Raw genomic sequence first — 24,779 nt, 5'->3', positions numbered from 1 at the left:
CCAGCAGGTACTATAGCACAATCTCCACGGGAGAGCTAAGAAGGTGGGATAGGGATGGCTTTACATATCAAAGGCCGGGGCTTCATGTGGAAACATAAGTGTGCCCCTTTCTTGCTGGGAGTGCCTTACAGTGTCGTTGCCAACCGCTGCCGCAAGACCCCTTTCACAACGACTAACACCAGGAAGGCAATCACCAGCAGAATGACCGACAGGGTGAGTGCAGCCTGGAAATCGCTCTCGAAGCCGACATAGATCGCCAACGGCATCGTCTGAGTGATGCCGGGGAAGTTGCCCGCAAACAGGATCGTAGCCCCAAACTCGCCCATCGCCCGCGCCCAGGTCATTACTGCGCCGGTGAAGAGCGTACTCCAGCACAACGGCAGCGTGATCCGCAGAAAGACGCCCCACGCGCCCGCTCCATCAACCGCTGCGGCCTGCTCGATCTCGCGGTCTACACGGGCAAAGGCGGTGATCGCCGTCTTCACATAGAAGGGACCAGCCACAAACACCTGCGCGAAGATCACCGCCGTAGTGGAGAAGGCGAGTTCGATATGAACGTTTTCAAGGGACGGCCCCAGCAGCCCGCGCCGTCCGAAAGCGACGAGCAGCGCAATTCCCGCCACCGCAGGCGGCAGCAGCATAGGCAGGTCAATGAGGGTATCCACCACGATGCGACCAGGGAAGCGCCCGCGCGCGAGCAGATAGGCGATGGGGGTACCTGCCAGAATGGTCACGCCAGTGGTGATGAGGGTCGTGGTCAGGCTCAACTGGACTGCTTTGGCGACAGTGGGGTCTACCAGGTTCGCCAGCAGCGTGTCAAGTGGCACGCGCAGCACCAGGGCCACCAGGGGCAGCAGGAAGAAAAGCAGCATCGGCAGGCTCGCCAGCACCAGGACTAACTGCCGCGCCAGCGCCAGCCAGCGTGCCGTGCTGAGCCGCAGCGGCGCTGCTCGTGGTTGGGGTGGAACGTTCGCCTTTGCGCTGGACTGAAGTTGCACACCTGCCTCACTCTCTGACCTCTGCCCTCACCTGTAAGGAGAGCCGATACTTGCAATATACCAGAGCGGCCCCGGCGCGCGCCAATGTGTGCCAGGGCGCGCTCATCGAGCGGTCGTTTAGCCGTTCGGGGACTTGAAGCCATACCTGGCGAGGATCGTCTGCCCATCACTGGAGAGAACAAAGTCTACAAACTGCTGAGCGGTCGCCGCGTTCTTGGACGCCTTGAGCGGCGCAATTGGATAGACGGCGACTGTTTGTAGATTGGTGGGAATGGCAATCTGGCCGAGCTGACTGGAGTTTGCCAGGGCATCAGTGACATAGACAATGCCCGCGTCGGCTTCACCCTGGACAACTTTGGTCACGACGGCCTCGACATCGGTTTCATAAGAGACGACGTTCTTGGTGACATTGGCCTGGTAGTTGGCGCCGAAGCTGGGGTCTGCGCTGGCCTTGGTCAGGAAGTCGGCGGCATATTGCCCGGCAGGCACAGACTTGTCGGCCAGGACGATCTTGAGGCCCGGCTTGGCGAGGTCTTGCAGGGTGGAGATCTGACCAGGGTTGCTCTTGGGGATGATTACCAGCAGCAGGTTCTGGACAAAGACCCGGCTTTTGCTGGCATCAGCGCCACCGGCCTGGACGACGACATCCATTTGTTTCTGGTTGGCCGAGGCGAAGACATCAGCCTTGGCGCCTTGATTGATCTGGGAAGCCAGTGTCTGGGAGCCAGCAAAGTTAAAGCTGACGGTGACATTGGGGTGGGCCGTTTGGAACGCCTGGCCGATCTCTTTAAAGGCATTGGTCAGCGAGGCTGCCGCGAAGACATTGAGCGTGATCTTGGGCGCGGGTGTCGGGCTGTTGCCAGAAGAAGCTTCGCCGCAGGCGCTTAGCGTGCCCATAAAGAAGAGCAGCGCCACGAGGATCGCAAGACGGGAAAGCCTGAACAAACGTGACATGAATATGGTCCCCCTTCTACAAGACTGCTATCATTAAGATAAGGTCGTCATGAAGTGCAGAAACCGTTCTGCAGGATGATTCCTCACGCCGTAAGAGGCAACGTCTGCCTCCCCTGCACCTCCCTTTCTCCTCAATTCACGGTTACAGCAAGCGCAAAAGATACTTACCCACTCAATATTTAGTGGCTGAGTAGGTTGCGAGGATTATCGCATGCTGGTTTCGCCATGTCAACTCTGGCGGGCGCCCCCTCAGACAAAGAGCGAGAGCAGTGTAACTTCCTCATGTGTCACTAGGTAAGCTGCCCAATGAGTACCTGGCCCTCCCTTGACCATCCAGCAGTGGTTCACTATACTTTGGAGGAGAATGGAGATACCGAAGCATCATTGCTCGCGGCCAGGTCAGGGATAAGATACAGGCAGATCGAAGCAACGATTGGCTGATTGACAGCATTGCAAGGGCAGGTGAGGCCAGAGCAGCCTCGCCACCCGGGAGAAAGATGATTACCGATGCTTACAGCGCGCGACATTATGAGTACGGCGGTCCTGACAGTCACGGTGCAGACATCCGTTTTTGATCTTGCGCAGCTTCTTTCTTTGCGCCATATCAGCGGCGCGCCAGTTGTCTCTGACGATGGGGCGGTGATCGGAGTGGCAACCAGGGCCGATCTCCTGAGCAAAACGGGCGCAACGGTAGGTGAAATTATGACCGGCAAGGTCACGAGTGTGGCTGAGGATACACCTGTTCAGGAGATTGCGCGACTATTGGGGCGGCTGAAGATCAATCGCGTGCCGGTGATGCGCGGAGAATCGCTGGTTGGCATTGTCAGTCAAGGCGACATTGTGCGTGCGATAGCCTATACTGATCACCCTGAACTGGTTATTGGTACACAAGAGGATTAACGTACCCCGCGCTCTCTCTATTGGCGCCAGAGGTATAGGATTTGTTGGTTTGCGCTTTTGATGAGATATGCTATACTCAGGCACGCCAGGGGCATATGCGAGTAGATAAGGGTGGTGATTTTCATCCCTACAAACGGCGGCCAAACCAGGACCAGCGCATCTCTCAGAACTGAAGCGCGAGGTAGTGGCGCATTACAAGCAGAGGTGCTGGTGCGACGCGCACCAATGGGCTTCCTTTGGAACCAACTGTATCAACTCTGGCTTTTTGGCTCAAGCTTTCTGCTGACCGAGGTAGTGACACGCGGCTTACCCCCCCAGGAGTACGGGGCATACGCCTACGGGCTTACGGCCTTTACAACCGTTTCCTATCTGTCTTCTTTTGGGCTGGAAGAAGCTGCCACGATCTGGGTACCGCGCGCGCTTACCGAAGATGGGCGAGCGCAGGCGAGCAGCGTTATTCGCCGCTTACTCGGTACTCGCTTGCTCTTTCTCCTGGCGTTCTGTGCCGCGATGCTCTTCCTCCTACCGGTGCTGCCTGGCTGGCTGAATCAACTCAGTATCCCTGGATCTGTCGGCCTTGCCGATGCTCTAGGAGACGCGGCGCTTCAGAACCATCTGATTTCGCTGGCGTTCTATGTGGGTGGCAGCGGGATTGTCAGTATCCTTTTTGCGATCTTCACATCCCTGCTGCGAACTCGTGTCATTCTGGTGGTCAGTGGATGCTCACAGGCCGCCAATCTGGCGCTGGCCTGGGGCTTTCTGAAGCTGGGCTGGGGAGTGGATGGCGTGTTCTGGGCGCTTGGGATCGTCTCCTGGCTTACAGCCTTCGCTTACCTCTTCTGGCTCGCTCCTCTCTTGCTGATGCGACGCCCACGCCAGGCCATTTCACTGCTGCCAGCCCTGCGCTTGAGTGTGGCCGCGTGGTTGACGAACCTGGCGGGCAACGCATTGCTCAAGCAGGTGGTGATCTCGCTGCTGGTCTTGTATGCTTTTAGCAAAACCCAGATAGGGTTCTTCAACCTGGCCTTTCAGCTAGGGCATTCTGCTGGATTGCTGCTGGTGGCTGGCCTCAGTGGCGTGGGTATGGCAACGATGACCGCCGCCTACACGGGCGAAAACCGCTCCTGGTTGGCGACTTCCTGGCGCGCTGTGTTGAAGGTCCAGACATTGCTGGCGCTGCCGCTGCTGGTCTTTTCGCTGTTGAATGCACAAGCCATTGTTGTCCTGCTTTTTGGGGAGGAGTATGCCGACGTTGGCCCCCTGCTGCAACTCTTTTTGGTCTTTAATATCCTCACGCGCGTTTCAGGCGGAGGTACCCATCAAGCGGCGTTGTATGTGCTGGAAAAGCAGCGTTTCGTCGTGTACTTACAATGGGCCTCGCTGGCGCTGACTGTTCTGTTGGGTTTTCTGCTTATCCCCAAAAACGGACCAATGGGCGCGCTCATCGCTACCGGCTTGCCGCCTGTCCTGGTGGAACTGGCCCAACTGGCCTATCTTTTGCCTTCTCTCAATCGGCGCTATCCACTGCTCTTCGTGCTGCGCTACGCGCTGGCGCTGGCAGTGCCAGTCATTGCGGGTTTGCTCTGGCGCCCAGAAGGATGGCTGGGCTTGATCGGAGCGGGCCTGCTCTTTACAGTACTCTTGCTTGCGGCGCTTCTGCTGGTCAAACCGCTGGAAGCCGAAGATGCGGCGCTGCTGAGCAGGATGCACTCCTGGCTGCGTACTGCGTTGATGCGCCTGATCCCCAAATCGGCATTAGCCGCTGCTGATGTTACCTCGGCTGGTAATAACCTATAGCTGTCTGGGAAGCCTCTGTCTAACCGCTATGGCGGCTGTTTATACCACATCGCATGAAGAGAGGCAGCCACCTGTAGGTGGCTGCCTCTCGCATTCAACAGGATTTGAGTATTAGCCATGCCTGCCCACTGTTTGCATCGCTTCCTTATCGGCAGCGGATTGCGCTGCTTTCTCCTGCTCAAGTAACTGCTGCTTGCGCGCTATTCCCCAGCGGTAGCCGCCAGGATGGCCGTCCTGGCGCACCACGCGATGGCAGGGAATAACGAGAGCTACCGGATTGGTAGCGCATGCTCTGGCGACGGCGCGCGTTGCCCTAGGATGACCAATCGCTTGAGCGACTTCGCTGTACGAGCGCGTGCTGCCGGATGGGATGGCCCGCAGTGCTTCCCAGACCTGCCATTGAAATGCCGTTGCCTGGACGTCAACTGGCAGGCTAAGGTCCGGCTGGCGGCCATTCAGGTAGCTCAAGAAAGCGGGCGCCCATTCTTTCAGCCCGGCTTCGTCGCGTTGAATCTGCGCGGCGGGGTACTCGTGGCGCAGAGCCGCTTCGAGCGTGGCATCGGAGTCGCCCAAGCTTACTCCACAAATCCCTCGTTCTGTTGCTGCAACCAGCAGGCGGCCAAGAGGGCTATCAACGATAGTGTAAACAATATTCATCCCAAGACCACCCTTTCGATATGCGGTTGGTGTCATGCCCAGGTGGGCGGGCGCTCGCTCGTAGAGTCGGCTGCTGGAACTATAGCCCGCTTCATACATGGCGCTGGTCACGGTTTCTCCTTCTCTGAGACGGCTCTTGAACCGGCCCAGGCGACATGTTTCGGCGTACTGGCGTGGTGTAATTCCCACGATACGCTTGAAACTGCGCTGTAAATGATGCGGGCTGATATGGAGTTGAGCGCCCAGGCTGGCGAGGCTAAGATCGTCATCAAGATGGGCCTCGATAGCGCGGCATGCCTGGTGTACCAATTCAACCTGCTCATTCGTATAGCCGTCAACGGTTCGCGGCTGGCAACGCCGACAGGCGCGAAACCCTGCCTGCTCCGCCACTTGCGGGAGCAGAAAGAAGAGTACCTGTTCGCGCTTTGGCCGCCGCGACGGACACGACGGGCGGCAGTAAATCCCTGTAGAGCGCACAGCGTAGACAAAGCGCCCATCGGAGTTTCTGTCCCTTGTCAGCACTGCCTGCCAGTAACTTGCTTCGTTTGTCATTATGAACAACCTCTCACAACCGGAGCATCGGCCTCTGCTTTTGTATGTCATGCTTCTCACATAGGAATGATAAGCCATGATGGGTGCAAAATCTATCCGATTCTTGTCCTCAAAGTATTTTTGCAGAGTATTTTTGCAGGGCTTTTGCCTTGCCAATCTGCAAGGCTTTGGCTATGATGCTTCATAGGTTTGCCATTGGACAGGCAACACCCCTTAGAATGCCTCACACAACCGACGGGTGGCCCCACCCCTGCCGCCTGGAAGGACGGCGCTACAACCCCGCCCCTGCTCGTGCGGCGGTTGTGTGAGGCGCCCTTAGAGAGATGGAGTCACCGGAATGGATAGCATGCCTGGCAACCAGCCGCTTGATCCTGGGCAGATGGGCCTGGGAGATATGGACCCCGAAGCTTTTCGCCGTTATGGACATCAACTCATCGAATGGGTGGCAGCCTATCTCGCAGATATGACCGCTTATCCGGTGCTTTCCAAAGCTGCGCCCGGAGCCATTAAGGCTGCGCTGCCAGATACACCACCCCGCGCGCCAGAGAGCATGGCAGCCATTCTGGAGGATTTTGAGCGCGTCATTGTGCCAGGGATCACCCATTGGAATCACCCAGGCTTTATGGCCTATTTTGGAATCTCTGGTTCCGGGCCGGGCATCCTGGGCGAACTGCTGTCGGCGGCTCTCAATGTGAATGCGATGCTCTGGCGCACTTCGCCTTCGGCAACTGAACTGGAAGAGGTGGCGCTTGGCTGGCTGCGCCAGATGATCGATTTGCCGGATACGTTCATGGGGGTAATTAACGATACCGCTTCTGCCAGCAGCCTCTACGCGCTGGCGGCGGCGCGCGAAGCTATAGAGGGATTACAGGCGCGTGAGGAAGGGCTGGCCGGACGGCCAGGTCTTCCACGTCTGCGCGCCTATGCTTCGGTGGAGGCGCATTCATCAATTGATAAAGCGGCTATTGTGCTGGGCATCGGCCAGGCCGGGCTGCGTAAAATCCCGACTGACGACGAATTTCGCATGGACGCTCGCGCGCTGGCTGCGGCCATCGAAGAAGATCTCGCGGCTGGCTGGCGACCCTTTGCGGTAGCTGCCACAGTGGGCACGACTTCTACTACCAGTATTGATCCGGTTCCGGCGATTGCCGATCTCTGCGAACAATATGGCCTCTGGCTGCATGTTGATGGGGCGTATGGGGGTCCGGCAGCGATTCTGCCGGAATTGCGCCCTGTGCTGGCCGGATGTGATCGAGCGGATTCTATTGTTGTCAACCCGCATAAATGGCTGTTCACTCCCATTGATTGCAGCGTCCTCTATTGCCGACGGCCTCAGATGCTGCGTCAGGCGTTTAGCCTGGTTCCTGCCTTTCTCCAGACCAGCGTGGACGATCAAGTGGTGAACCTGATGGATTATGGCACGTCGCTGGGACGGCGCTTCCGCGCGCTCAAGCTCTGGATGATTCTGCGCTACTTTGGGCAGGAGGGTCTGGCCCGGCGTCTGCGCGAGCATCGTCGGCTGGCGCAGATGTTGGTGGACTGGATAGATGCAGCGCCGGAGTTTGAGCGCATGGCCCCAGCGCCCTTTAGCACCGTTTGCTTTCGCTACCATCCACTGGGCGAATCGGATGAGGCGCGCCTGGATGCGCTCAATGAGCGGCTCATGGAGTATATCAACGCCAGCGGCGAGATTTTTATCTCGCATACCAAAGTACATGAGCATTTTACTCTGCGCTGCGCCATTGGGAATATTCGCACAACTGACCAGCATGTGCTACGGTTCTGGGAACTGTTGCAGGGAGGGGCCGCCCAGGTCGCCTCCTGAATCAGAGCCGGGCGCGCGTGATCCACCGTTATGGTTTGATCAGCTATATCATTCTTGATATAGCTGATCAGCCTATATCATTCTTGATGTATTCTATTATTGATCTATCTCTGAGCCTGGCCGCGACTTCCCGTAATAGCTCCTGCCGCGCCAGTCTACGCCTTTGCCTGTCAACACTTGCCAGGTTGATTGGGCCAGGATACCCGCAAACAAAGCGCCCGCCAGGGGGTGGGTAAAAGCATAATACCAGGGGACTCTCATCGCCCGGTTTTCCCAAAAGCGATAAGCCAGTAAGGGCGTCAGTTCTATCAGTCCGGCAGCGATGATTTCCTGGCGCGACAGGCCCGAGGCTCTGTGCGCCTTCTTGCTTACGGCCAGCAAAGGCAGCAGGAACGGGAGAATGGTCATGATTGGCAAACCAATGAGTTGCAGCAGAACGAACGGGATGCCTCCGCGACTGCCTAAAAACGCATTTTTGCGCCAGCCGCGCCAGGCTTCCGCTAATCCTTGATACATTTGCACCCGCACCAGATCGCGGCCATCCACCAGACGCAGGCGATACCCGTGACGCTTGACCAGCCGCGCAAGATCGAGATCATCCAGCAAGGTGCTGCGAAGATCGGGGCGCGCGTAGCCGCCAAGTGCTTCGTAGACGCTGCGACGAATCAAAAGATACTGCCCATTGGCGATGGCTACCGGGCTGGTCGGGTCATTGACCAATCTGGGGGGATAGTTCATGCTGATGCCCAGATAGGCCATTGGCATCATGACCTTCTCCCAGAATCCCGGAAGCTCTTGCTGAGTTCCAAAGGAGAACAGGTCGCTGTTGGCCTGGATCGCCTCCGTGAGCGCCGCATGCAAGGCTTGAGGGGTGTGCCAGGTATCAGCATCGGTGAACAGCAGCCAGTCGCCTTGCGTTTGCTGCACGCCGGCGTGCAGCGCGTGGGGCTTGCCCGCCCAGCCCGTAGGGAGTGTATCGAGCCGCAGCACTTGCAATCGGTCTGCGTGAGGATGCGAGCGGGCAATTTCTTCCAGAATGCGCCCGGTTCCGTCTGTCGAAGCGTCGTCAACGACCAGCGTTTGATAGGTTTCGTTGTTTGCCATCTCTTGCTCCAGAAGTGAAGTGACGCAGCGGCGAATATTGCGCTCTTCATTTCCCGCAGGCACAATTATTGAAACAGTGATGTGTTCAGGAATTGGCTCGGGCGCAGCCCTGGTCTGACTGATTTTGGGTGGGGCAGTGCGCCGCCAAAGAATGAGATAAAAACTCAGGATGCTGAGAGCATGCGCCCAGAGCAGCAAACGCGCCCAGGAGCGCCAGAGACGCCATAGTTTCATACTACGCATTATACAAAAGCTTGCCGCTGAACTTCTATGGGACCATGCTCACGCTGGTTGTCCAGCGCCTTTCTGCCGCATCGTTGTGTACGCGCTTGCCAGAACCAGGCCGTAGACCAGCCAGAGAACGAGATACAGCAGCAGTGTATAGAACGAAAACGGCAACCGCTGCGCTATGCCTCCTACGACGACGAAGAGGACGGCCCACCAGACGACGCCAACAATCAATCCCCAGAGCAAAGCCCACCCACGAGAAGCGGATGGCTGCCGCTGTAACGCGCCAAAGAGTCCACCGATGATGGCTCCCAGGACGAATATCACCAGCGTGGCAACCCACTTGCTCCCTGTGCGACCATCCAGTCCGAGTGATTGCGCGACGAGTATCAATTGGTTGCCCGGCCCTTCATCGAAAAAGAGCAGCGTCACCAGGAGCAGCCCGGAGAGTGCTCCGGCCAGAAGGCCGTCACGAATGCTGCGCATGTTGTTTCCTCCTGGTGATTTAGACAAATCGCAGCAGCAGGCGGGCTGGGCGGCTTGTTTTTGCTATCTGATTGAGCCGAGGCCAGAGTATCTGATCAACTCCCAACCGTCGGCCCGCAGGCGCTGCGAGCAGAACGAGGCTGAGCATCAGCAGCATGCCATAGCCCCAGTACCATTCGCCGGGCGCGTAGGCTATCCCGACGTAAAGCTGGATCGAGAGTATCAGCGCCAGCAAAACTCCCAGGCGGGTGAAGAGGCCAAAGAGCAGCGACATACCTACCAGAAACTCGGCGGCCCAGATACCGGCCCCCAGCACAGAAAAGTGTGCCAGGAAGACATGCTGGATAATGGTGCTGTAACCAGGGAGAATAGTGTGCTGGACCTCTCGCTCGACATCGGTACGCAGCCCGCCAAAGTCGGGCGGCATCTTCCAGGCAAGCTGCTGAAACCAGAGAAACCCGAAGAAGATACGTACCAGCGCCAGTGTGAGAAGGCTCCGTTCGCCCAATGTCACCGACGATGAAGGCGCGCGGTCAGAAGGACCAGCCCCGAATCCGGCGGCAGATTCGTGGGCATCGGCAGCAGAAGCACTCATTATCAGAACCAGCCTTTCAGAGCGTATGGATGGTGGGAGTCTGCGGGAAAGTTGATCTATTAGCTATTACTGTAACAGATTACGGTAGTGGGCTGAGAAGAAGGCTTGAACGAAAATCTACCATTGACGCGCCCTTCCCTTCTACCCGATAATGAGGCAGGCCCAGAGGATGGACTAAGACTCCGGTTTAACCAGTTCGGATCACCTCAGTTCAGAACAACTAAAGGAGATCATCATGCCCGAAGCTGTCATTGTTGCTGCTGCGCGAAGCCCCATTGGGCGAGCCGCAAAAGGGTCGCTGGTGGAGTGCCGACCCGATGATCTGGCCGCTACCATTGTGAAGGCGGCGCTTGCGAAGGTACCTCAACTGGACCCCACCACTGTTCAGGACGTGCTGCTGGGCTGCGGTGAGCCTGCCGGTGAGTCGGGGTTCAATATGGCGCGGGTGGTGGCGATCCTGGCGGGTATGCCGGGTGTCCCAGGCGTGACGGTGAATCGGTATTGCTCGTCGTCGCTCCAGACCATTCGGATGGCCTTCCACGCCATTAAAGCGGGCGAGGGTGACGTGTTTGTGGCTGCCGGAGTCGAGACCGTGAGCCGGTTTATGAATGGGGTGGCTGACGCTGGCCCGCATAACACGGCTTTTGCGCAGGCCGAAGCGCGCACGAAAGAGCGCACGCAGGGAGCTGATTCATGGGAACCCCCAGTTGGGCTGCCCGATATTTATATTGCGATGGGCCAGACCGCAGAGAATGTTCGCCTGGCCGAACACATCAGCCGCCAGGAAATGGATGAGTTCGCCTGCCTGTCGCAGCATCGGGCGGTGGGTTCGCAGCAGAATGGCTTTTTTGAGCGCGAGATCACGCCGATTACGACGCCCGGCGGCGCGGTTGTGGCGAAAGATGACGGCCCCCGCCCTGGCACGACGATGGAGAAACTGGCCGAACTTCAGCCAGTCTTTCGGCCAGACGGCCAGATCACGGCGGGCAACGCCTGCCCGCTCAACGACGGCGCTGCTGCGGTGGTGGTGATGAGCGATAGCAAAGCGCGAGAACTGGGCATTACGCCGTTGGCTCGCATCGTGGCGAGTGGTGTTTCGGCGCTGAACCCGGAGATCATGGGGTTGGGACCAATCGAAGCCAGCCGCCAGGCGCTGAAGCGAGCAAATATGACCATTGATGACATTGATCTGGTGGAGATTAACGAAGCGTTCGCTGCTCAGGTTATCCCGTCGGCCAGGCATCTTGGCATCCCCTGGGAGAAGCTGAACGTCAACGGCGGCGCGATTGCGCTGGGGCATCCCTATGGGATGACGGGCGCGCGCATTATGACGACGCTGATCAATGGCCTGCGCACTGCCGACAAAACCTTTGGCCTTGAAACGATGTGCGTCGGTGGCGGCCAGGGCATGGCGATGATCGTCGAGCGCCTGAATTAAGGCGGGGCGACAAGCCCTGCCGCGATGAACTATACGCTTGTTGATGAGAACCTGGAAGGGCACAATTCTTAATGATTGATGCTGTGCTGCTCAACGATTGGCATCCGGTGGCTCAGGCGGAAGGGCTGAAGGAGGGGCAAATTCTATCGGTTCGCCTGCTTGGAGAGGATGTGGTCTTATGGCGCGTGGGGGAGAAGATCGCCGCGTGGGAAGATTTGTGCCCGCATCGGGGGACACCGCTCTCGATGGGCCGCATTGAAAACGACACCCTGATCTGTGGGTATCATGGTTGGACCTATAACCAGGATGGGCAGTGTATTCGCTTTCCGGCGCACCCACGACAAGTCCCGGCAAGCAACGTGCATGTGTATAAAGTCTATCAGGCGCAGGAACGCTATGGCCTGGTGTGGGTGTGCATGGGGAATCCAGAGCGTGACATCCCTGCTTTTGTGGAGTGGGACGACGCTTCCTATCGCAAGATTCTCTGCGGCCCCTATCCCTGTAAAGCCAGCGGAACCCGCTTTATGGAGAACTTTTTGGACGTAGCCCATTTTCCCTACGTCCATGAAGGGCTGCTGGGAGATCCGCAGCACGCCGAGATCGAGAAGTATGAGATCGTGGTGGGGCCAGAGGGCATTACGGCAAACGATATTCGCGTCTGGCAGCCCAATCCCGATGGATTGGGCCAGGGCGCTACCGTGACCTACACCTACTCGATCTTCCGGCCATTCACCGGGTATCTCAAAAAGACGACAGGGCAAAACTTTGTGATTTATCTCGCCATCACGCCTGTCGAGGAAGCGGTCTGCATCGGGTGGATGTGGCTGGCGATGAACTATGGCTATGACACTCCGGCTGAAGAGATTCGGGCCTTTGAGGACGTGATTGTTGCGCAAGATTTGCCGGTGGTCGAGGCGCAGCGGCCAGAACGTCTTCCGCTCGACCTGCAAGCCGAACTGCATCATCGTTCTGATGCGCTGGCTATCGCCTATCGGAAGCACCTCAAAGAACTGGGGATGACTTTTGGAACCGTTTAGGCTCCTGATGCAACCCGTCACACCCTTCTTGCTTCCCTTTCTACAATGTAAGCAGCGTGGCTTGCAGGTGTTTGTATGGAGGCAGCTTGTATGGCTAGCAATGCCCTGGACCCTGGCGATAGCCAGGACCAGTACGTATTCGATCAGCGCGTCAGCGAACAACGAGAAGACTACCTCACCAGCCAGCTTGTCGCCTTTAATCAGACGCACAGCACAGTGCTTTCCATCGAGCGCCATGATCTTTTACCGTTACATATCTACGTGCTTGATCGAGCAGGAGCCGTTCTTGGAGGGGTGGTAGGAAGAACACACGCTATTCCCTTGTGGTTCGAGATCAGTGTGATCTGGATCGAGGAACGCCTTCGCCATCAAGGCTTGGGTCGAGAACTTCTGAGGCAGGCAGAGCAGGAGGCATATCAACGAGGGTGCCGCTACGCGCGTCTGGCTACCTCGAACTTTCAAGCCCCGGCGTTTTACGAGAAAATGGGCTACATGCTCTACGGAACGCTGGAAAATTGCCCACCAGGCGAAACGGTCTTTTACTTTTGGAAAAGGCTTGCACCACTTGTAGCGCCGCCTGGAAGATAGCCAGTCGTTGAGCCGTCTGGAAGACGGCGCTACAAGTACAACACTCCTGTTCAAGCGGATGTGATTTGAGCAGTCGTTCCCGGCTCCTGGGCGAGTGGCCTGGGCGCTGCGATGGTGGTAAATGGTGTGGCAAAGGTTTCGCCTGAAGCAATCGCTTGCGCTGAAGCGCCTCCATTGCCTTCCTGGAGAAGCTGCGCCTGCGCCTGTGTCTTCACCGGCAGCCCCCAGAGCGAAATGAAGCCCAGGGCGCTGCGATGATCGAAGGCGTCTCCCGTCTCATAGGTAGCGAGCGCGTGCTGATAGAGGGAGTAGGGCGAGCGGCGTCCCACGACGGTACACGCGCCCCGGCAGAGTTTCAGGCGCGCCTCACCGCTGACATACTGCTGCGAACTGCGCATAAACGCCAGAATATCGCCATGCAAGGCGCTGTACCAGAGGCCGTTATAAATGAGCCGGGCATATTCGCCAGCCAGCGTTTCTTTCACGCGCACCTGTTCGCGGCTGAGTGTCAGGCTCTCCAGGGCGCGATGCGCGGTAAAGAGCGTGATCGCTGCGGGCGCTTCATAAACTTCACGCGATTTGATGCCGACCAGACGGTTCTCAATATGGTCTATGCGCCCGACGCCATGCGCGCCAGCCAGGGCGTTCAATCGCTGTACCAGCGTCACGGCGTCCAGCGATTCGCCGTTCAGCGCCACCGGCACGCCGCGCTCAAAAGTGATCGTGATCTCCGTTGACTCGGCGGGCGCGGCTGCCGGGTTTGCTGTCCACTCCCAAACATCCGCCGGGGGTTCGGTCCAGGGGTCTTCAAGAATGCCGCACTCGATGCTGCGCCCCCACAGGTTGGCATCAACACTGTAGGGGCTGGCGGCTGTGGCGGCAACAGGGATGCCATGCTCCTGCGCATAGGTGATCTCGGCATCGCGGGTCATGCTCCATTCCCGCACCGGCGCGATAATCTTGAGGTCGGGGGCCAGGGCCATGATAGAGACATCGAAGCGAACCTGATCGTTGCCCTTGCCGGTGCAGCCGTGTGCGACGGCTGCCGCTCCTTCGCTGCGAGCCACATCAACGAGCAGCTTGGCAATCAATGGGCGGGCGAGTGCTGTCGCCAACGGATACGCGCCTTCGTAGATGGCCCCGGCTTGCAGCGCGGGCCAGACAAAATAGGTGAGAAATTCGTTGCGCGCGTCCACAGTGAGGGCTTTGGCCGCACCAATCTGACGGGCGCGCGCGGCTACTGCTGCGATGTCGCGCTCGTTGCCCACGTCAATGGTCAGCGCGATCACTTCCATGCCATAGGTTTCTTGTAGCCAGCGAATGGCTACCGAGGTATCCAACCCGCCTGAGTAGGCGAGGACGACTTTTTGCGCCATATCTGTTTGTCCTTTCTTCTTTCTTCGTCGGTTCACGGGCTTTGATGGGCGCTTTTTGCATGGCCCGTTCCCCTTTCATGTGCTGCTTTCGCCGACCAATGCTGCAATCGCCTGCTCAAAGTGTCTGCGGCGCGCTGCCCAGACGTTCTGCTCGGCGCTGATGCGTGCTGCCACGCCTTCCAGGTCAAGGGCGCCGGGCGCGCCCTCATGAGCGCGGGCGCGCAGTTGTGTTATGAGATCAGCCTGCTGCTGGTCAGCGGCGGTTGTGGCTACGGCCACGTAGGCGTCACGAAATGGGGTTCCCTGGCGCGCCAGATCAAGCGCGCGGTCAGTTGCGAAGAGTTCAGCGGTGCAGGCGGCTTGCAGACGCTGCTCATCTACCTCAAGCCGCGAGGCAAACAAACTGACAATCTTCAGGCTTTCCTGGCAGAGATGCGCGGCTTCAATAAGCGGCGCTTTGGTCTCCTGAAAATCCATATTGTAGCCGGATGGCAGCCCGGCCAGCGTGGCAAGCATCTGCCCCTGGAGCGCAATAACGGTCTGCGCGCGCGCCCGCACCAGTTCTAGCGCGCCCAGGTTGCGCTTCTGAGGCATCATGCTGCTGCCGCTGCATAGTTCCTGGGGTACGTGAAAAAAGTCGTATTCGCGTGTGGTATAGAGCAGGACATCCTGCGCCCATTTGCTGAGATCGAGCATGATGAGCGCCAGCGCCTGGACTACCGCCGCTTCGCCCTTGCCGCGCGCGTTTGCTGCCGTGAGGACATTGTGATGCGGGCGGGCGAAGCCGAGCAGTTCAGCGACATATGCCCGGTCCAGAGGAAGCGGCGCGCCATAGGCTGCCGCCGACCCTAGAGGCGATTGATCGTTCAGCGTATAAGCGGCTTCAAGCGCCACGCAATCATCCAGCAGCGCCTCAGCATAGGCGGCAGCCCAGAGGCCCACCGACGAGAGCATAGCCCGCTGCATATGGGTGTAGCCAGGCATGGGTGTCCATTCGTGCTGACGCGCCAATGCGAGCAAGCCCGACGCGGTATCAAGCGCAGCCTCAGCGATAGCTAGCAGGTTCTCTTTGGCATACAAGCGCAGGTCGAGCAGCGCCTGATCGTTGCGGGAGCGGCCTGTATGGATTTTCTTGCCAGCCTCGCCTACTACTGCCACCAGGCGATTTTCGATGGTGGTATGAATGTCTTCTTCCGTTGTGGCCGGACGCAGGAAGCCTGCCTTTTCCTCATGGAGCAGACGCTGGAGCGCGCCATCAATAGCCGCCCATTCGGCCACATCCAACAGGCCGATCTTGCGGAGCATACGCGCCTGGGCTAATGATCCCCATAGGTCATGGCGCGCCAGTTCGGCGTCGAGCGCGGCGTTGCGCGCCGACTCGTATTGTTCAACCAGTGGTTCGATCTCATATCCTTTGGACCAGAGTTTTGCCATGCTTATCATCTCTTCCTATGCTGAAAGCGAGGCCAGCATGCTGCTGCCCAGGAGCATCAGGAGGATGGCTTTCTGGACATGGAGGCGATTCTCGGCTTGAACCAGCACACGCGAGTGCGGGCCATCAATCACTTCATCGGTAATCTCCTGGCCGCGATGCGCGGGCAGCGGGTGCATGACGATGGCGTTTTGATCTGCCAGCGCCAGGAGGCGGCTATCAATGCGATAGCCGGAGAAGATGGTGTGGCGCTGCGCGGCTTCACCTTCCTGGCCCATGCTGGCCCAGACATCGGTATACAGGATGTGCGCGCCAGAAACAGCCTCGCCAGGATCGGTGGTCAGCGTGACGCTGGCCCCCGTGAGCAGGGCTTCATTGCGCGCGGCGTCCACGACGGCGGGATCAGGTTCATAGCCAGGAGGCGCGGCGATGCGCACACTGATACCAGCCTTCACGGCTGCTTGCAGGAGCGAATGAGCCACGTTGTTCCCGTCGCCAAGATAGGCGAGCGTCAGCCCGGATGTCTCGCTGTATTCTTCGATGATGGTAAAGACATCTGTTAGCCCCTGGCAGGGGTGATGGGCATCGGTCAAGCCGTTGATGACGGGAACGGTGGCGTGGCGCGCAAAGTCTTCAAGCAGGGTATGGCTGAAAGTGCGGATAACGATGGCATGCACGTAGCTGCTCAGCACGCGCGCCACGTCGGCAACGGCTTCGCGCTTGCCCAGCCCGACTTCCTGGGGTGAGAGATAGAGGCTTTGCGCGCCCAGTTCGCGCGCGGCTACCTCGAATGAGACGCGCGTGCGCAGCGAGGGCTTCTCAAAGAGCAGCGCAATGGTTTGTCCGGCGAGCGGCGGCAGGCCCGCTGGGGCGCTGCGCGCCCTTTTCACTATCCGCGCCTGGGCATACAGGCGCTCCATCTCAGCGGCGTTCAGGTTGTCAAGCGTCAACAGGTGATACATGCAAGCTCCTTTCTAGTCGCGGCTGTTCTCCTCATTTCTGTGCGAGGGAACAAAAAAACTCGCCCCCTCGCTCTACTCATTAGCGAAGGGACGAGAATCGCGCTGAGCCGCAATCGGCGCTCCCGTGGTGCCACCCTTGTTGACACAGCTTTTTTTCAATACCCTCAGCGGGTCGTGAGCCGATCACGACGTTGTGCAGCTTGCTGTGACCACTCCTGGTTGTTGCTGGCGCGGGAACCACCCGCACAGCCCTACTTGCGGTGATGCGCTTTCTTCGGGCAACCGCTCACGAGCGCGTTCGCGCGATGGCCGATCTTTCCCGGACTTTCACCAACTCCGGGTCGCTGTGAGAGGCCAATCGCCTACTGATCTCGATCAACGCGGGCCAGGTTCTTATACAGTTGTCCATAATACAATACGTCGTGAGCAACCGCTTTGTCAAGCTGTACCGTTGGTTCAGATCAGAAAGGAAAATCTCAATGCCAAATGAAGCCTCGCATTTTGCGAGCATACTGGACTATATCGGACACGATGTTCTCCAATCGCTGCGCGCCGTTCCAGAGCCGCTGCTGAACCAGCCGCTCGCGCTTCCAGAGACCAATACGCTTTTTGCGCTTGCTACCCATCTCGTTGGGGCTGGCGAAAAATGGGTACTGGTAGAAGCTGGAGGACGAACGATTCCGCGTGATCGCGCGGCAGAGTTTCATGCCACCGGCACGCTGTCGGAACTGACAGCGCGCTACGAGCGCTGGATAGCAGGTTGCCATGAGGTGCTGGATAATTTGCCGGATGCGGAAATGGAGCGAGTCGTCGAATCAGCCTTCACCTCGTGGTTCGAGCATCTCATCAACCCGCCAACAGTTCGTGATTGTCTGCTGCACGCGGTAGAACATAGCGCGCTGCACCAGGGGCATATTCAACTTACCTGTCAGTTTCTGAGCCAGCAAGGGTTCTCTCTTCCTGGATAGCCGCCCCTGGCGGCCAGATACTGACGAAGCAGTCATGTTATACTAAGCGCAACAACTGGACACGCCTTCTGGGCGACGAGATTGAGAGGCCTTGCTTTCACCAGTTGCTTGAAGGAGAAACGTCATGGATTTTGCCTATTCGGAGAAAGTGAACACGCTCATCCGGCAGGTGAGCGACTTCATGGAGCGTTATATCTATCCGAACCAGCGAACCTATCGAGATCAGATTGCCGCTTCGGGGAATCCGCATCATCACGCGGAGATCATTGACGAATTAAAGCCGAAAGCAAGGGCAGAGGGCTTATGGAATCTCTTCTTGCCTGATGAAGAATATGGCGCTGGCCTGACCAATCTGGAATACGCGCCGCTGGCCGAGGTGATGGGGCGCGTCGGCTGGTCTTCAGAGGTGTTTAACTGCGCCGCGCCCGATACGGGCAATATGGAGATTCTTGCCCAATTTGGCACGCCAGAGCAAAAGAAACAATGGCTGGAGCCGTTGCTGAACGGTGAGATTCGCTCGGCCTTTGCGATGACAGAACCGGATGTTGCCAGTTCGGACGCTTCTAATATTCAGCTTTCTATCAAACGCGAAGGCGATGAATACGTTCTGAATGGGCGCAAGTGGTGGATTTCGGGCGCGGCCCGCCCGCGCTGTACCATCATGATCGTGATGGGCAAGACAGCGCCAGATAGCCCAGACAAGCACAACCAGCAAAGCATGATCCTCGTACCGAGAGATACTCCCGGCGTGACCATCGTGCGCAATCTGCCTGTGATGGGCTATATTGATAATGAAAGCCACTGCGAGGTGCTGTTCGAGCATGTGCGCGTGCCTGCCAGCAATTTGCTAGGCGAAGAAGGCAGTGGTTTTGCGATTGCTCAGGCGCGGCTGGGGCCGGGGCGCATCCATCACTGTATGCGCGCCATTGGTGGCGCGCAATATGCTCTGGACCTGATGTGTGCTCGTGCGCTCAAGCGTGTCACCTTCGGCAAGCCGCTGGCAGACCAGGGGGTTATTCAGGATTGGATTGCCCAATCGCATCTGGAGATCGAGCAGGCGCGTCTGCTTACCCTCAAGGCTGCCTGGATGATTGACCACCTTGGCAAAAAAGCTGCGCAGAATGAGATTGCTATGATTAAGATTGCGGCCCCGCAGGTGTTGACGGATGTGGTGAATCGCGCTATTCAGGTCTTTGGTGGGGCTGGGATGAGTGACGATTTTCCGCTGGCTTCGATGTGGGCGCATGGGCGCACGCTGCATATCGTTGATGGACCAGATGAGGTGCATAAGCGCGCCCTTGCCAGATCGGTCATTCGGCAGCGGCAAAAATAGGGGGGAAGGAGACTGGCGCGCTAGCCGCTCAGACGATGAGCGCCAGACAAAAAAACAGAGACGGCTAAAGCTCACGCCCCGACCATCTCCGTTCTGGCGCCCTCGCTGTACGCTCCACACAGATTCGTGGAGGAGCGAGCGCCTACGCAGTCCTTAGTTTCTCTCCAGGCTCTGTGAGCCGGGAGAAGCAAGAGGCTGCATGCTTATAATAACACAAAAGCTGTTCAGCCAGGAAGCAGAGTAGCCAGGAAGTACCTTGAAGTCTGGTTGTGCTGCCTGGGGAAGTGAAGGAGACTGCTGCGTGCAGAAACGTCAACTTGGCCGTACTGGTCTTGAGGTTGCTCCTCTCTGCTTAGGGAGCAATGTTTTTGGCTGGAATGTTGATGAAGCGACGGCATTTGCTGTCCTCGATGCGTATGTCGAGGGCGGCGGGAACTTTATTGACACGGCTGACACCTATGTTACCTGGGTGAATGGGAACGTTGGGGGAGAATCTGAGACCATCATCGGGCGATGGATGCGCGCCAGGGGCAATCGTGACTCCTTGGTTATCGCTACCAAGCTGGGCAAGCAGATGGGGACTGGCCCCGATGATCGAGGGCTTTCGCGGCAATATATGATGCGGGAAGTTGAAGTATCGCTGCGCCGCCTGCAAACCGAGGCTATCGATCTGTATCAGGCCCATGAAGACGACCAGACCACGCCCCTGGAGGAGACGATGGGAGCGTTTGACGAACTGATCCGCCAGGGCAAGGTGCGCGCTATCGGCGCTTCTCAGCACAGCGCGGAGCGTGTAACGGAGGCGCTCAAGGTGAGCGATCAACACGGCTATGCTCGCTATAGTTGTATGCAGCCGCCCTATCACCTGATGAATCGCTCCGTCTATGAGGGCGCTCTGGAAACGTTGTGTCGAGAGCAGGGGCTGGGCGTTATCACGTATTCGTCGCTCGCCAGCGGCTTCCTCACCGGCAAGTATCGGCCAGATAAAGACCTGCCCACGAGCAAACGGGCGGACGGCATTCAGCAGCGCTACATGAACGAGAAGGGCTGGGCGGTGCTGGCAGCGGTTGATCAGGTGTCAGGGGCGCATAACGCGACGTCGGCGCAGGTGGCGCTGGCCTGGATTATGGCAAGGCCGGGTGTCACAGCGCCGATTGCCAGCGGCACTTCTGCCGCGCAGGTCCGCGAACTACTTGGGGCAGCCGAACTCCGGCTGAGCGCCGCGGAGTTGGCAACGCTCAACGCCGCCAGCGCGTAGTAAGCCTCTGGTTCCACCAAAAAGCGGGGCCACCAGTAACACGCCTCGCTCGCCAATACCTCATGTTTGATGGAACCTTAGCCCCTCTCCATGTTATTGACGCTGCTGGTTAGAGCCGCTATAGTATTGGTACCAACTGAATACTAGTGTGTCGCAGGGTGGCTCGTCATGAGCAGAATAGGGAAATCGGTGCAATGCCGATGCGGACGCGCCACTGTATCCGGTCAGCTTTCCTCGTCAGGTGTCCTGCTTGATAGCCAGGCGGGCAAGCCACTGCCATAGCTAAGATGGTAGGAAGACGACGAGAGGAGCGCCAAAGCCGGAAGCCAGGAGACCTGCCCTGCGGCTCTGCTCGCCATCCTTCGCGCCAGAGGAGAGAGCAAGCGCCAGGGCGTTGTGTCTGGCTGCGCTGCCTCTCTTCCAATCTGGATGGACGAGAGGTTTTTTTAAATAACTGCTTATAGATGTAGCCAGATTATCCAATCTGCCGGATCGGACAAAGGACAACTTCTCATGCAGACGATAAGGCCAACCGACAAGCCATCGCCGTTTCCTGGTCCACCACAACAGCCGAGGCTGGGCGAAGAAACGATTGTATCGCCTGTTAGCGGCACAGAACTGGCGCAGGCGGGCGCGGCTGTGGGGAGCAGCCGCTGGAAACGCGCTATCATCGTGTTGCCACTGCTGTTTGCTGGATTGCTCGTCGCGCTGGTCTTTGCTACCGCCATCGGCTCGGTTCGCATTGACGCCGGAGAGATCATCAAAATTACGCTCAACAGCACGCATCTCTTTCACTTTCGGCAGACCTGGGACGCTGCCAATGAGATCATCATTCTTCAACTTCGGCTGCCGCGCGTCATTGGCGCTGCGCTGGTGGGCGCGGGCCTGGCAGTGGCGGGCGTGCTTTTTCAGGGGTTGCTGCGCAATCCGCTGGCCGATCCCTATTTGATCGGCACATCAGCGGGGGCGGGCCTGGGTATCACCATTGGCTTTCTGCTGCCCAGCAGCCTTCTGATCCTGGGCATCGAGCAGACCGCGCTTTTTGCCTTCGTGGGCGCGCTGCTCGCGGTGGCTCTGGTCTACTGGCTGGCGCGCGTCGGTGGGCGCACGCCTGTTGTCTCGCTGCTGCTGGCAGGCGTGGTGGTAACTTCGCTGATGAGCGCCATTCAGGCGCTGCTGATCTATCTGGCTCCGAATCAGGAGCATCTTCGTTCGGTGCTGTCGTGGCTGTGGGGCGGCGTTTCTGCGGATAGCTGGGATCAGGTAGGCGTTGTTGCTATTCTGACCTTCATTGGATTGCTGGCTTCGCTCACGTTTGGCCCCACGCTCAACGCGCTCTCATTGGGCGAGGAGGGCGCTGCTTATCTCGGTGTGAATGTTGAACGCCAGAAAACGCTGCTGATTGCTGTGGCCTCGCTGCTAACAGCAGCAGCAGTTACGATTGCCGGACTGGTGAGCTTTGTGGGGCTGGTTGTGCCGCACGCGCTGCGCCTGGCGCTTGGCCCCGGCCATCGCCTGCTCCTGCCAGCCTCCGCGCTGGGTGGCGCGCTCTTTCTGGTAGTTGCGGATCTGCTGGCGCGCTCGGTGATTGCGCCATCCGAGCTGCCGCTTGGTGTGCTGACCTCGTTGGTAGGCGGGCCGTTCTTCCTGTATCTGCTGCGCCGCTCTGGTCGGGAGTATCGCTGGTGAATACGCTGCTCCAGCTTGAGAACGTTACATTTGGCTATGAGAGTCAGCCGCTCTTTGCAGACACCAGCCTGTCGCTGGAGACTGGGGAGATGGTCGCGCTGCTGGGGCCAAACGGGACCGGCAAAACAACCCTGCTCAAATTGGCAACCGGCGCGCTGCGCCCGCAGCGGGGGCGGGTGCTGCTGGATGGGCGCGACCTGCGCAGCCTGGCGCGGCGCGAGATCGCCCGGCGCGTGGCTGTCGTTCCCCAGGAATCGAGCACGCCCTTTGCTTTCACTGTGCGCGAACTGGTCAGCCTGGGACGAACCCCCTATCTCTCATTCCTGGGGACGGAGAGCTTCGCCGATCACCGCGCTATTCAGGAAGCACTGGAGGCAACCGGCACAGGGCCACTGGCCGGGCGTATCTTCAATGAACTGAGCGGCGGCGAGAAGCAGCGGGTAGTCCTGGCATTGGCTCTGGCCCAGCAGCCTGATTTGCTTCTGCTGGATGAGCCAACCACTCACCTCGATCTCAAGTATCAGATTGGCGTGCTGGAAGTGGCTCAGCGTCTGAATCAGGAGCGCGGCATTACCATCTTCGCCACTATGCACGATCTGAATCTGGCGGCGCGCTACTTTTCGCGCCTGATCTTGTTTCAGCGCGGCATCGTGGCCGATGGGCCGCCAGTTGAAGTCCTCCAGAGCCGCCTGCTCAGCCGCGTCTATGAAGTCCCCGTTGAGGTCGGTATCCTGCATGGGGCAACCCATCTGAGCGTTGTGCCGCCTGCCTCTGCCAATGAGGAGCGGCAACAAGCCCTGGCTGAGGTGAGAGGCGAGGCAAATGCGCTTCCTCTGGTACATCTGGTTGGCGGAGGGGGCAGCGCGGCCCTGCTGATGCGCGGACTTGCAGACGCGCATATTTCCTTCTCTATCGGCGCGCTCAACATTGGGGATAGCGATTATGCGCTGGCGCTGCGCCTGGCAGCCGAGGTTATCGGCGAGCAGCCCTATGCGCCGATCTCGTCGGATACTGCTGTGCAGGCGCAGGCCGCGCTGAAGCGGACGCAGGCACAAATCCTGTGTCCTGTGCCTATTGGTCCGGGGAACCTGATTATGCTTCGCCTGGCGCTGGAGGCGGCTCAGGAGGGTCTCTATACTATCTTACTGGAGCCGCTCTCTGCTCCAACAGTGGAGGACGATACTGCGTCTGAAACCGCGTCTCTCCGCGCGCAAGTTGCAGCGCGTGACTATACGGGCGGCGAAGGCGCATCGCTCTACGACGCTTTGCTCACCGCTGGCGCACAATGTGCCAGGGATGTGCCAGAAGCCATCAATCTGCTGACAGGCGCGCAAGGCGCTTGCCCCAACTTTTCCAGCAAACCAGTTGATTGAGCGCGCCGAATCCAGGAGCGGGCAAGCATCCTGATATTGACAATTGGGGATTTTTCGCGTATTCTTCTTGAATGGCACGTAAGAGCAATCTGGCGCTCTCGTTCCTGCGCAGAGAAATGCGGGGGCGGGAGCGTGTGTTTTTGGGCAATAGCGTATACCCCTGGGAGGGCTGAGATGGCCGAGCGTATTCCTGTAGCGATTGTGAACGTCACGTCCTATACCGGCAGCGAACTGGCCCGGTTGATTGTACAGCACCCCAGGTTCCATCTCTGTGAGGTGACGGCCAGGAGCGCGCAGGGGCAGTTGCTCAGCGATGTGTTCCCGCATCTGACTACAGGCCAGCTCATGATTACAGAACAGATCAAAGAAGCCCAACTGGTCTTTGTGGCTTTGCCACACGGCGCGGCGGCTGAGGTCATTCCTGGGCTGCTGGCTGAGGGGCGGCGCGTGGTGGACCTTTCGGCTGATTTCCGGCTGCGCGATGCCCAGACCTATGCTCTCTGGTATAAGCATGCGCATCCCTGCCCGGAGTTGCTAGAGAATGCCGTATATGGCCTGTGCGAACTGCATCGTGACGAACTCCGCGAGGCGAGGCTGGTCGGCAATCCGGGCTGCTATCCAACAGCGACTATCCTGGCGCTGGCCCCCGCGCTGGCGAAGGGAATTATCAAACCAGACATCATCGTTGATGCCAAATCGGGCATAAGCGGCGCGGGACGGACACTTTCGCTGACGAACCATTACAGTGAGATGAACGAGAGTATGGACGCTTATGGTCTGGAAGGGCATCGTCATACGCCGGAAATGGAGCAGGAACTGGCGCGGGTGGCGAAGGGCAGTGACGCCTTGCGCTTTACCTTTCTTCCCCACCATGCCCCGATGACGCGCGGCATTCTGGCGACGTGCTATGCCGATCTGCTTGAGCCGCTGAGCGAGGATGCGCTGCGGGCGCTCTATGCCGATTTTTACGCTGGCGCGCCCTTTGTTCGGCTGACGCCGCGCCCGCCAGCGACGAAGTGGACGGCGGGAAGTAATAGCTGCCTGCTCTACCCGACCATTGATCGCCGGACGCAGCGGCTTATTGTGATCTCCTGTATTGATAATTTGATTAAGGGCGCATCCGGCCAGGCAGTGCAGTGCGCCAATATCCTCTGTGGTTTGCCTGAAGAGACTGGCCTGACGGCATCTGGCATGTATCCGTAGCAAACGGATAGCGATGAACAGCGTGA

21 protein-coding genes and 1 riboswitch are annotated in these 24,779 nt (G+C 58.6%); of the genes, 12 read left to right on the top strand and 9 right to left on the bottom strand.

Annotation, left to right across the window (positions count from 1 at the left end; translation table 11 throughout):
- Window positions 1-125: 125 nt before the first annotated feature.
- Window positions 126-998 carry an ABC transporter permease gene (locus VH599_02100; GenBank protein HEY7347084.1) on the bottom strand — a complete coding sequence of 291 codons (873 nt, stop codon included), beginning with the start codon at window positions 996-998 and terminating at the stop codon, window positions 126-128.
- A gap of 117 nt (window positions 999-1,115) precedes the next feature.
- On the bottom strand, window positions 1,116-1,952 hold the full coding sequence (gene modA / locus VH599_02095; protein ID HEY7347083.1) for a molybdate ABC transporter substrate-binding protein: 837 nt from the start codon (window positions 1,950-1,952) through the stop codon (window positions 1,116-1,118).
- Between the two features lie 507 nt (window positions 1,953-2,459).
- Between modA and VH599_02090 the strand changes: the two genes are divergently transcribed.
- Both VH599_02090 and VH599_02085 read left to right on the top strand, forming a co-directional pair.
- Window positions 2,460-2,852: a CBS domain-containing protein gene (locus VH599_02090; GenBank protein ID HEY7347082.1), complete on the top strand. Its 393-nt coding sequence runs from the start codon at window positions 2,460-2,462 to the stop codon at window positions 2,850-2,852.
- A gap of 210 nt (window positions 2,853-3,062) precedes the next feature.
- Window positions 3,063-4,649 carry an oligosaccharide flippase family protein gene (locus VH599_02085; GenBank protein ID HEY7347081.1) on the top strand — a complete coding sequence of 529 codons (1,587 nt, stop codon included), beginning with the start codon at window positions 3,063-3,065 and terminating at the stop codon, window positions 4,647-4,649.
- Between the two features lie 111 nt (window positions 4,650-4,760).
- Here VH599_02085 and ada read toward each other — a convergent pair whose 3' ends face one another.
- The gene (ada, locus tag VH599_02080; protein HEY7347080.1) at window positions 4,761-5,858 is read right to left on the bottom strand and encodes a bifunctional DNA-binding transcriptional regulator/O6-methylguanine-DNA methyltransferase Ada; all 1,098 of its coding nucleotides are present in this window, start codon (window positions 5,856-5,858) and stop codon (window positions 4,761-4,763) included.
- A gap of 337 nt (window positions 5,859-6,195) precedes the next feature.
- On the opposite strand from ada, the gene VH599_02075 reads away from it, so the two are divergent.
- Window positions 6,196-7,683: an aminotransferase class V-fold PLP-dependent enzyme gene (locus tag VH599_02075; protein ID HEY7347079.1), complete on the top strand. Its 1,488-nt coding sequence runs from the start codon at window positions 6,196-6,198 to the stop codon at window positions 7,681-7,683.
- Between the two features lie 96 nt (window positions 7,684-7,779).
- Here VH599_02075 and VH599_02070 read toward each other — a convergent pair whose 3' ends face one another.
- The 3 genes from VH599_02070 to VH599_02060 are packed head-to-tail and all read right to left on the bottom strand — an operon-like array spanning window position 7,780 to window position 10,096.
- On the bottom strand, window positions 7,780-9,021 hold the full coding sequence (locus tag VH599_02070; protein ID HEY7347078.1) for a glycosyltransferase family 2 protein: 1,242 nt from the start codon (window positions 9,019-9,021) through the stop codon (window positions 7,780-7,782).
- A 48-nt stretch (window positions 9,022-9,069) separates the two neighbouring features.
- A complete protein-coding gene (locus VH599_02065) occupies window positions 9,070-9,501 on the bottom strand; it encodes a hypothetical protein (protein ID HEY7347077.1) in 432 nt (143 codons plus the stop codon).
- 19 nt (window positions 9,502-9,520) lie between these two features.
- A complete protein-coding gene (locus VH599_02060) occupies window positions 9,521-10,096 on the bottom strand; it encodes a TQO small subunit DoxD (GenBank protein ID HEY7347076.1) in 576 nt (191 codons plus the stop codon).
- Between the two features lie 235 nt (window positions 10,097-10,331).
- Here VH599_02060 and VH599_02055 point away from each other — a divergent pair, with 235 nt between their 5' ends.
- The 3 genes from VH599_02055 (at window position 10,332) to VH599_02045 (ending at window position 13,159) form a co-directional block, all read left to right on the top strand.
- Window positions 10,332-11,534, top strand: a complete 1,203-nt coding sequence (locus tag VH599_02055; GenBank protein ID HEY7347075.1) for an acetyl-CoA C-acetyltransferase — start codon at window positions 10,332-10,334, stop codon at window positions 11,532-11,534.
- Between the two features lie 71 nt (window positions 11,535-11,605).
- Window positions 11,606-12,571, top strand: a complete 966-nt coding sequence (locus VH599_02050) for an aromatic ring-hydroxylating dioxygenase subunit alpha (protein ID HEY7347074.1) — start codon at window positions 11,606-11,608, stop codon at window positions 12,569-12,571.
- A gap of 90 nt (window positions 12,572-12,661) precedes the next feature.
- Window positions 12,662-13,159, top strand: coding sequence for a GNAT family N-acetyltransferase (locus tag VH599_02045; GenBank protein ID HEY7347073.1), 498 nt, complete (start codon window positions 12,662-12,664; stop codon window positions 13,157-13,159).
- Between the two features lie 50 nt (window positions 13,160-13,209).
- On the opposite strand, the gene VH599_02040 is transcribed toward VH599_02045, so the two are convergent.
- From VH599_02040 to argF, 3 genes are all read right to left on the bottom strand, one after another.
- Window positions 13,210-14,535, bottom strand: coding sequence for an argininosuccinate synthase (locus tag VH599_02040; GenBank protein ID HEY7347072.1), 1,326 nt, complete (start codon window positions 14,533-14,535; stop codon window positions 13,210-13,212).
- A gap of 75 nt (window positions 14,536-14,610) precedes the next feature.
- The gene (argH, locus tag VH599_02035; protein ID HEY7347071.1) at window positions 14,611-15,969 is read right to left on the bottom strand and encodes an argininosuccinate lyase; all 1,359 of its coding nucleotides are present in this window, start codon (window positions 15,967-15,969) and stop codon (window positions 14,611-14,613) included.
- A 15-nt stretch (window positions 15,970-15,984) separates the two neighbouring features.
- Window positions 15,985-16,929, bottom strand: coding sequence for an ornithine carbamoyltransferase (gene argF / locus VH599_02030; GenBank protein HEY7347070.1), 945 nt, complete (start codon window positions 16,927-16,929; stop codon window positions 15,985-15,987).
- A gap of 479 nt (window positions 16,930-17,408) precedes the next feature.
- Between argF and VH599_02025 the strand changes: the two genes are divergently transcribed.
- From VH599_02025 to argC, 6 genes are all read left to right on the top strand, one after another.
- Window positions 17,409-17,897 (top strand): DinB family protein, encoded by a 489-nt coding sequence (locus VH599_02025; protein HEY7347069.1) that lies wholly within the window; start codon window positions 17,409-17,411, stop codon window positions 17,895-17,897.
- Window positions 17,898-18,021: 124 nt separating this feature from the next.
- Window positions 18,022-19,230 carry an acyl-CoA dehydrogenase family protein gene (locus VH599_02020; GenBank protein ID HEY7347068.1) on the top strand — a complete coding sequence of 403 codons (1,209 nt, stop codon included), beginning with the start codon at window positions 18,022-18,024 and terminating at the stop codon, window positions 19,228-19,230.
- A 301-nt stretch (window positions 19,231-19,531) separates the two neighbouring features.
- Window positions 19,532-20,488, top strand: a complete 957-nt coding sequence (locus tag VH599_02015) for an aldo/keto reductase (GenBank protein ID HEY7347067.1) — start codon at window positions 19,532-19,534, stop codon at window positions 20,486-20,488.
- A 139-nt stretch (window positions 20,489-20,627) separates the two neighbouring features.
- Window positions 20,628-20,846: riboswitch (cobalamin riboswitch) on the top strand.
- Window positions 20,847-21,001: 155 nt separating this feature from the next.
- Window positions 21,002-22,177 (top strand): iron ABC transporter permease, encoded by a 1,176-nt coding sequence (locus VH599_02010; GenBank protein HEY7347066.1) that lies wholly within the window; start codon window positions 21,002-21,004, stop codon window positions 22,175-22,177.
- Window positions 22,174-23,550, top strand: coding sequence for an ABC transporter ATP-binding protein (locus tag VH599_02005; GenBank protein HEY7347065.1), 1,377 nt, complete (start codon window positions 22,174-22,176; stop codon window positions 23,548-23,550). Before VH599_02010 ends, VH599_02005 begins: the two co-directional genes overlap by 4 nt.
- A gap of 174 nt (window positions 23,551-23,724) precedes the next feature.
- Window positions 23,725-24,753, top strand: coding sequence for an N-acetyl-gamma-glutamyl-phosphate reductase (argC, locus tag VH599_02000; protein HEY7347064.1), 1,029 nt, complete (start codon window positions 23,725-23,727; stop codon window positions 24,751-24,753).
- Window positions 24,754-24,779: the final 26 nt, after the last annotated feature.

It is taken from the genome of Ktedonobacterales bacterium (assembly GCA_036557285.1).
GTDB lineage: Bacteria > Chloroflexota > Ktedonobacteria > Ktedonobacterales > DATBGS01 > DATBHW01.
The sequence above is the reverse complement of the archived record's forward strand: the minus strand, read 5'-3'. Positions and strand labels throughout refer to the sequence as shown.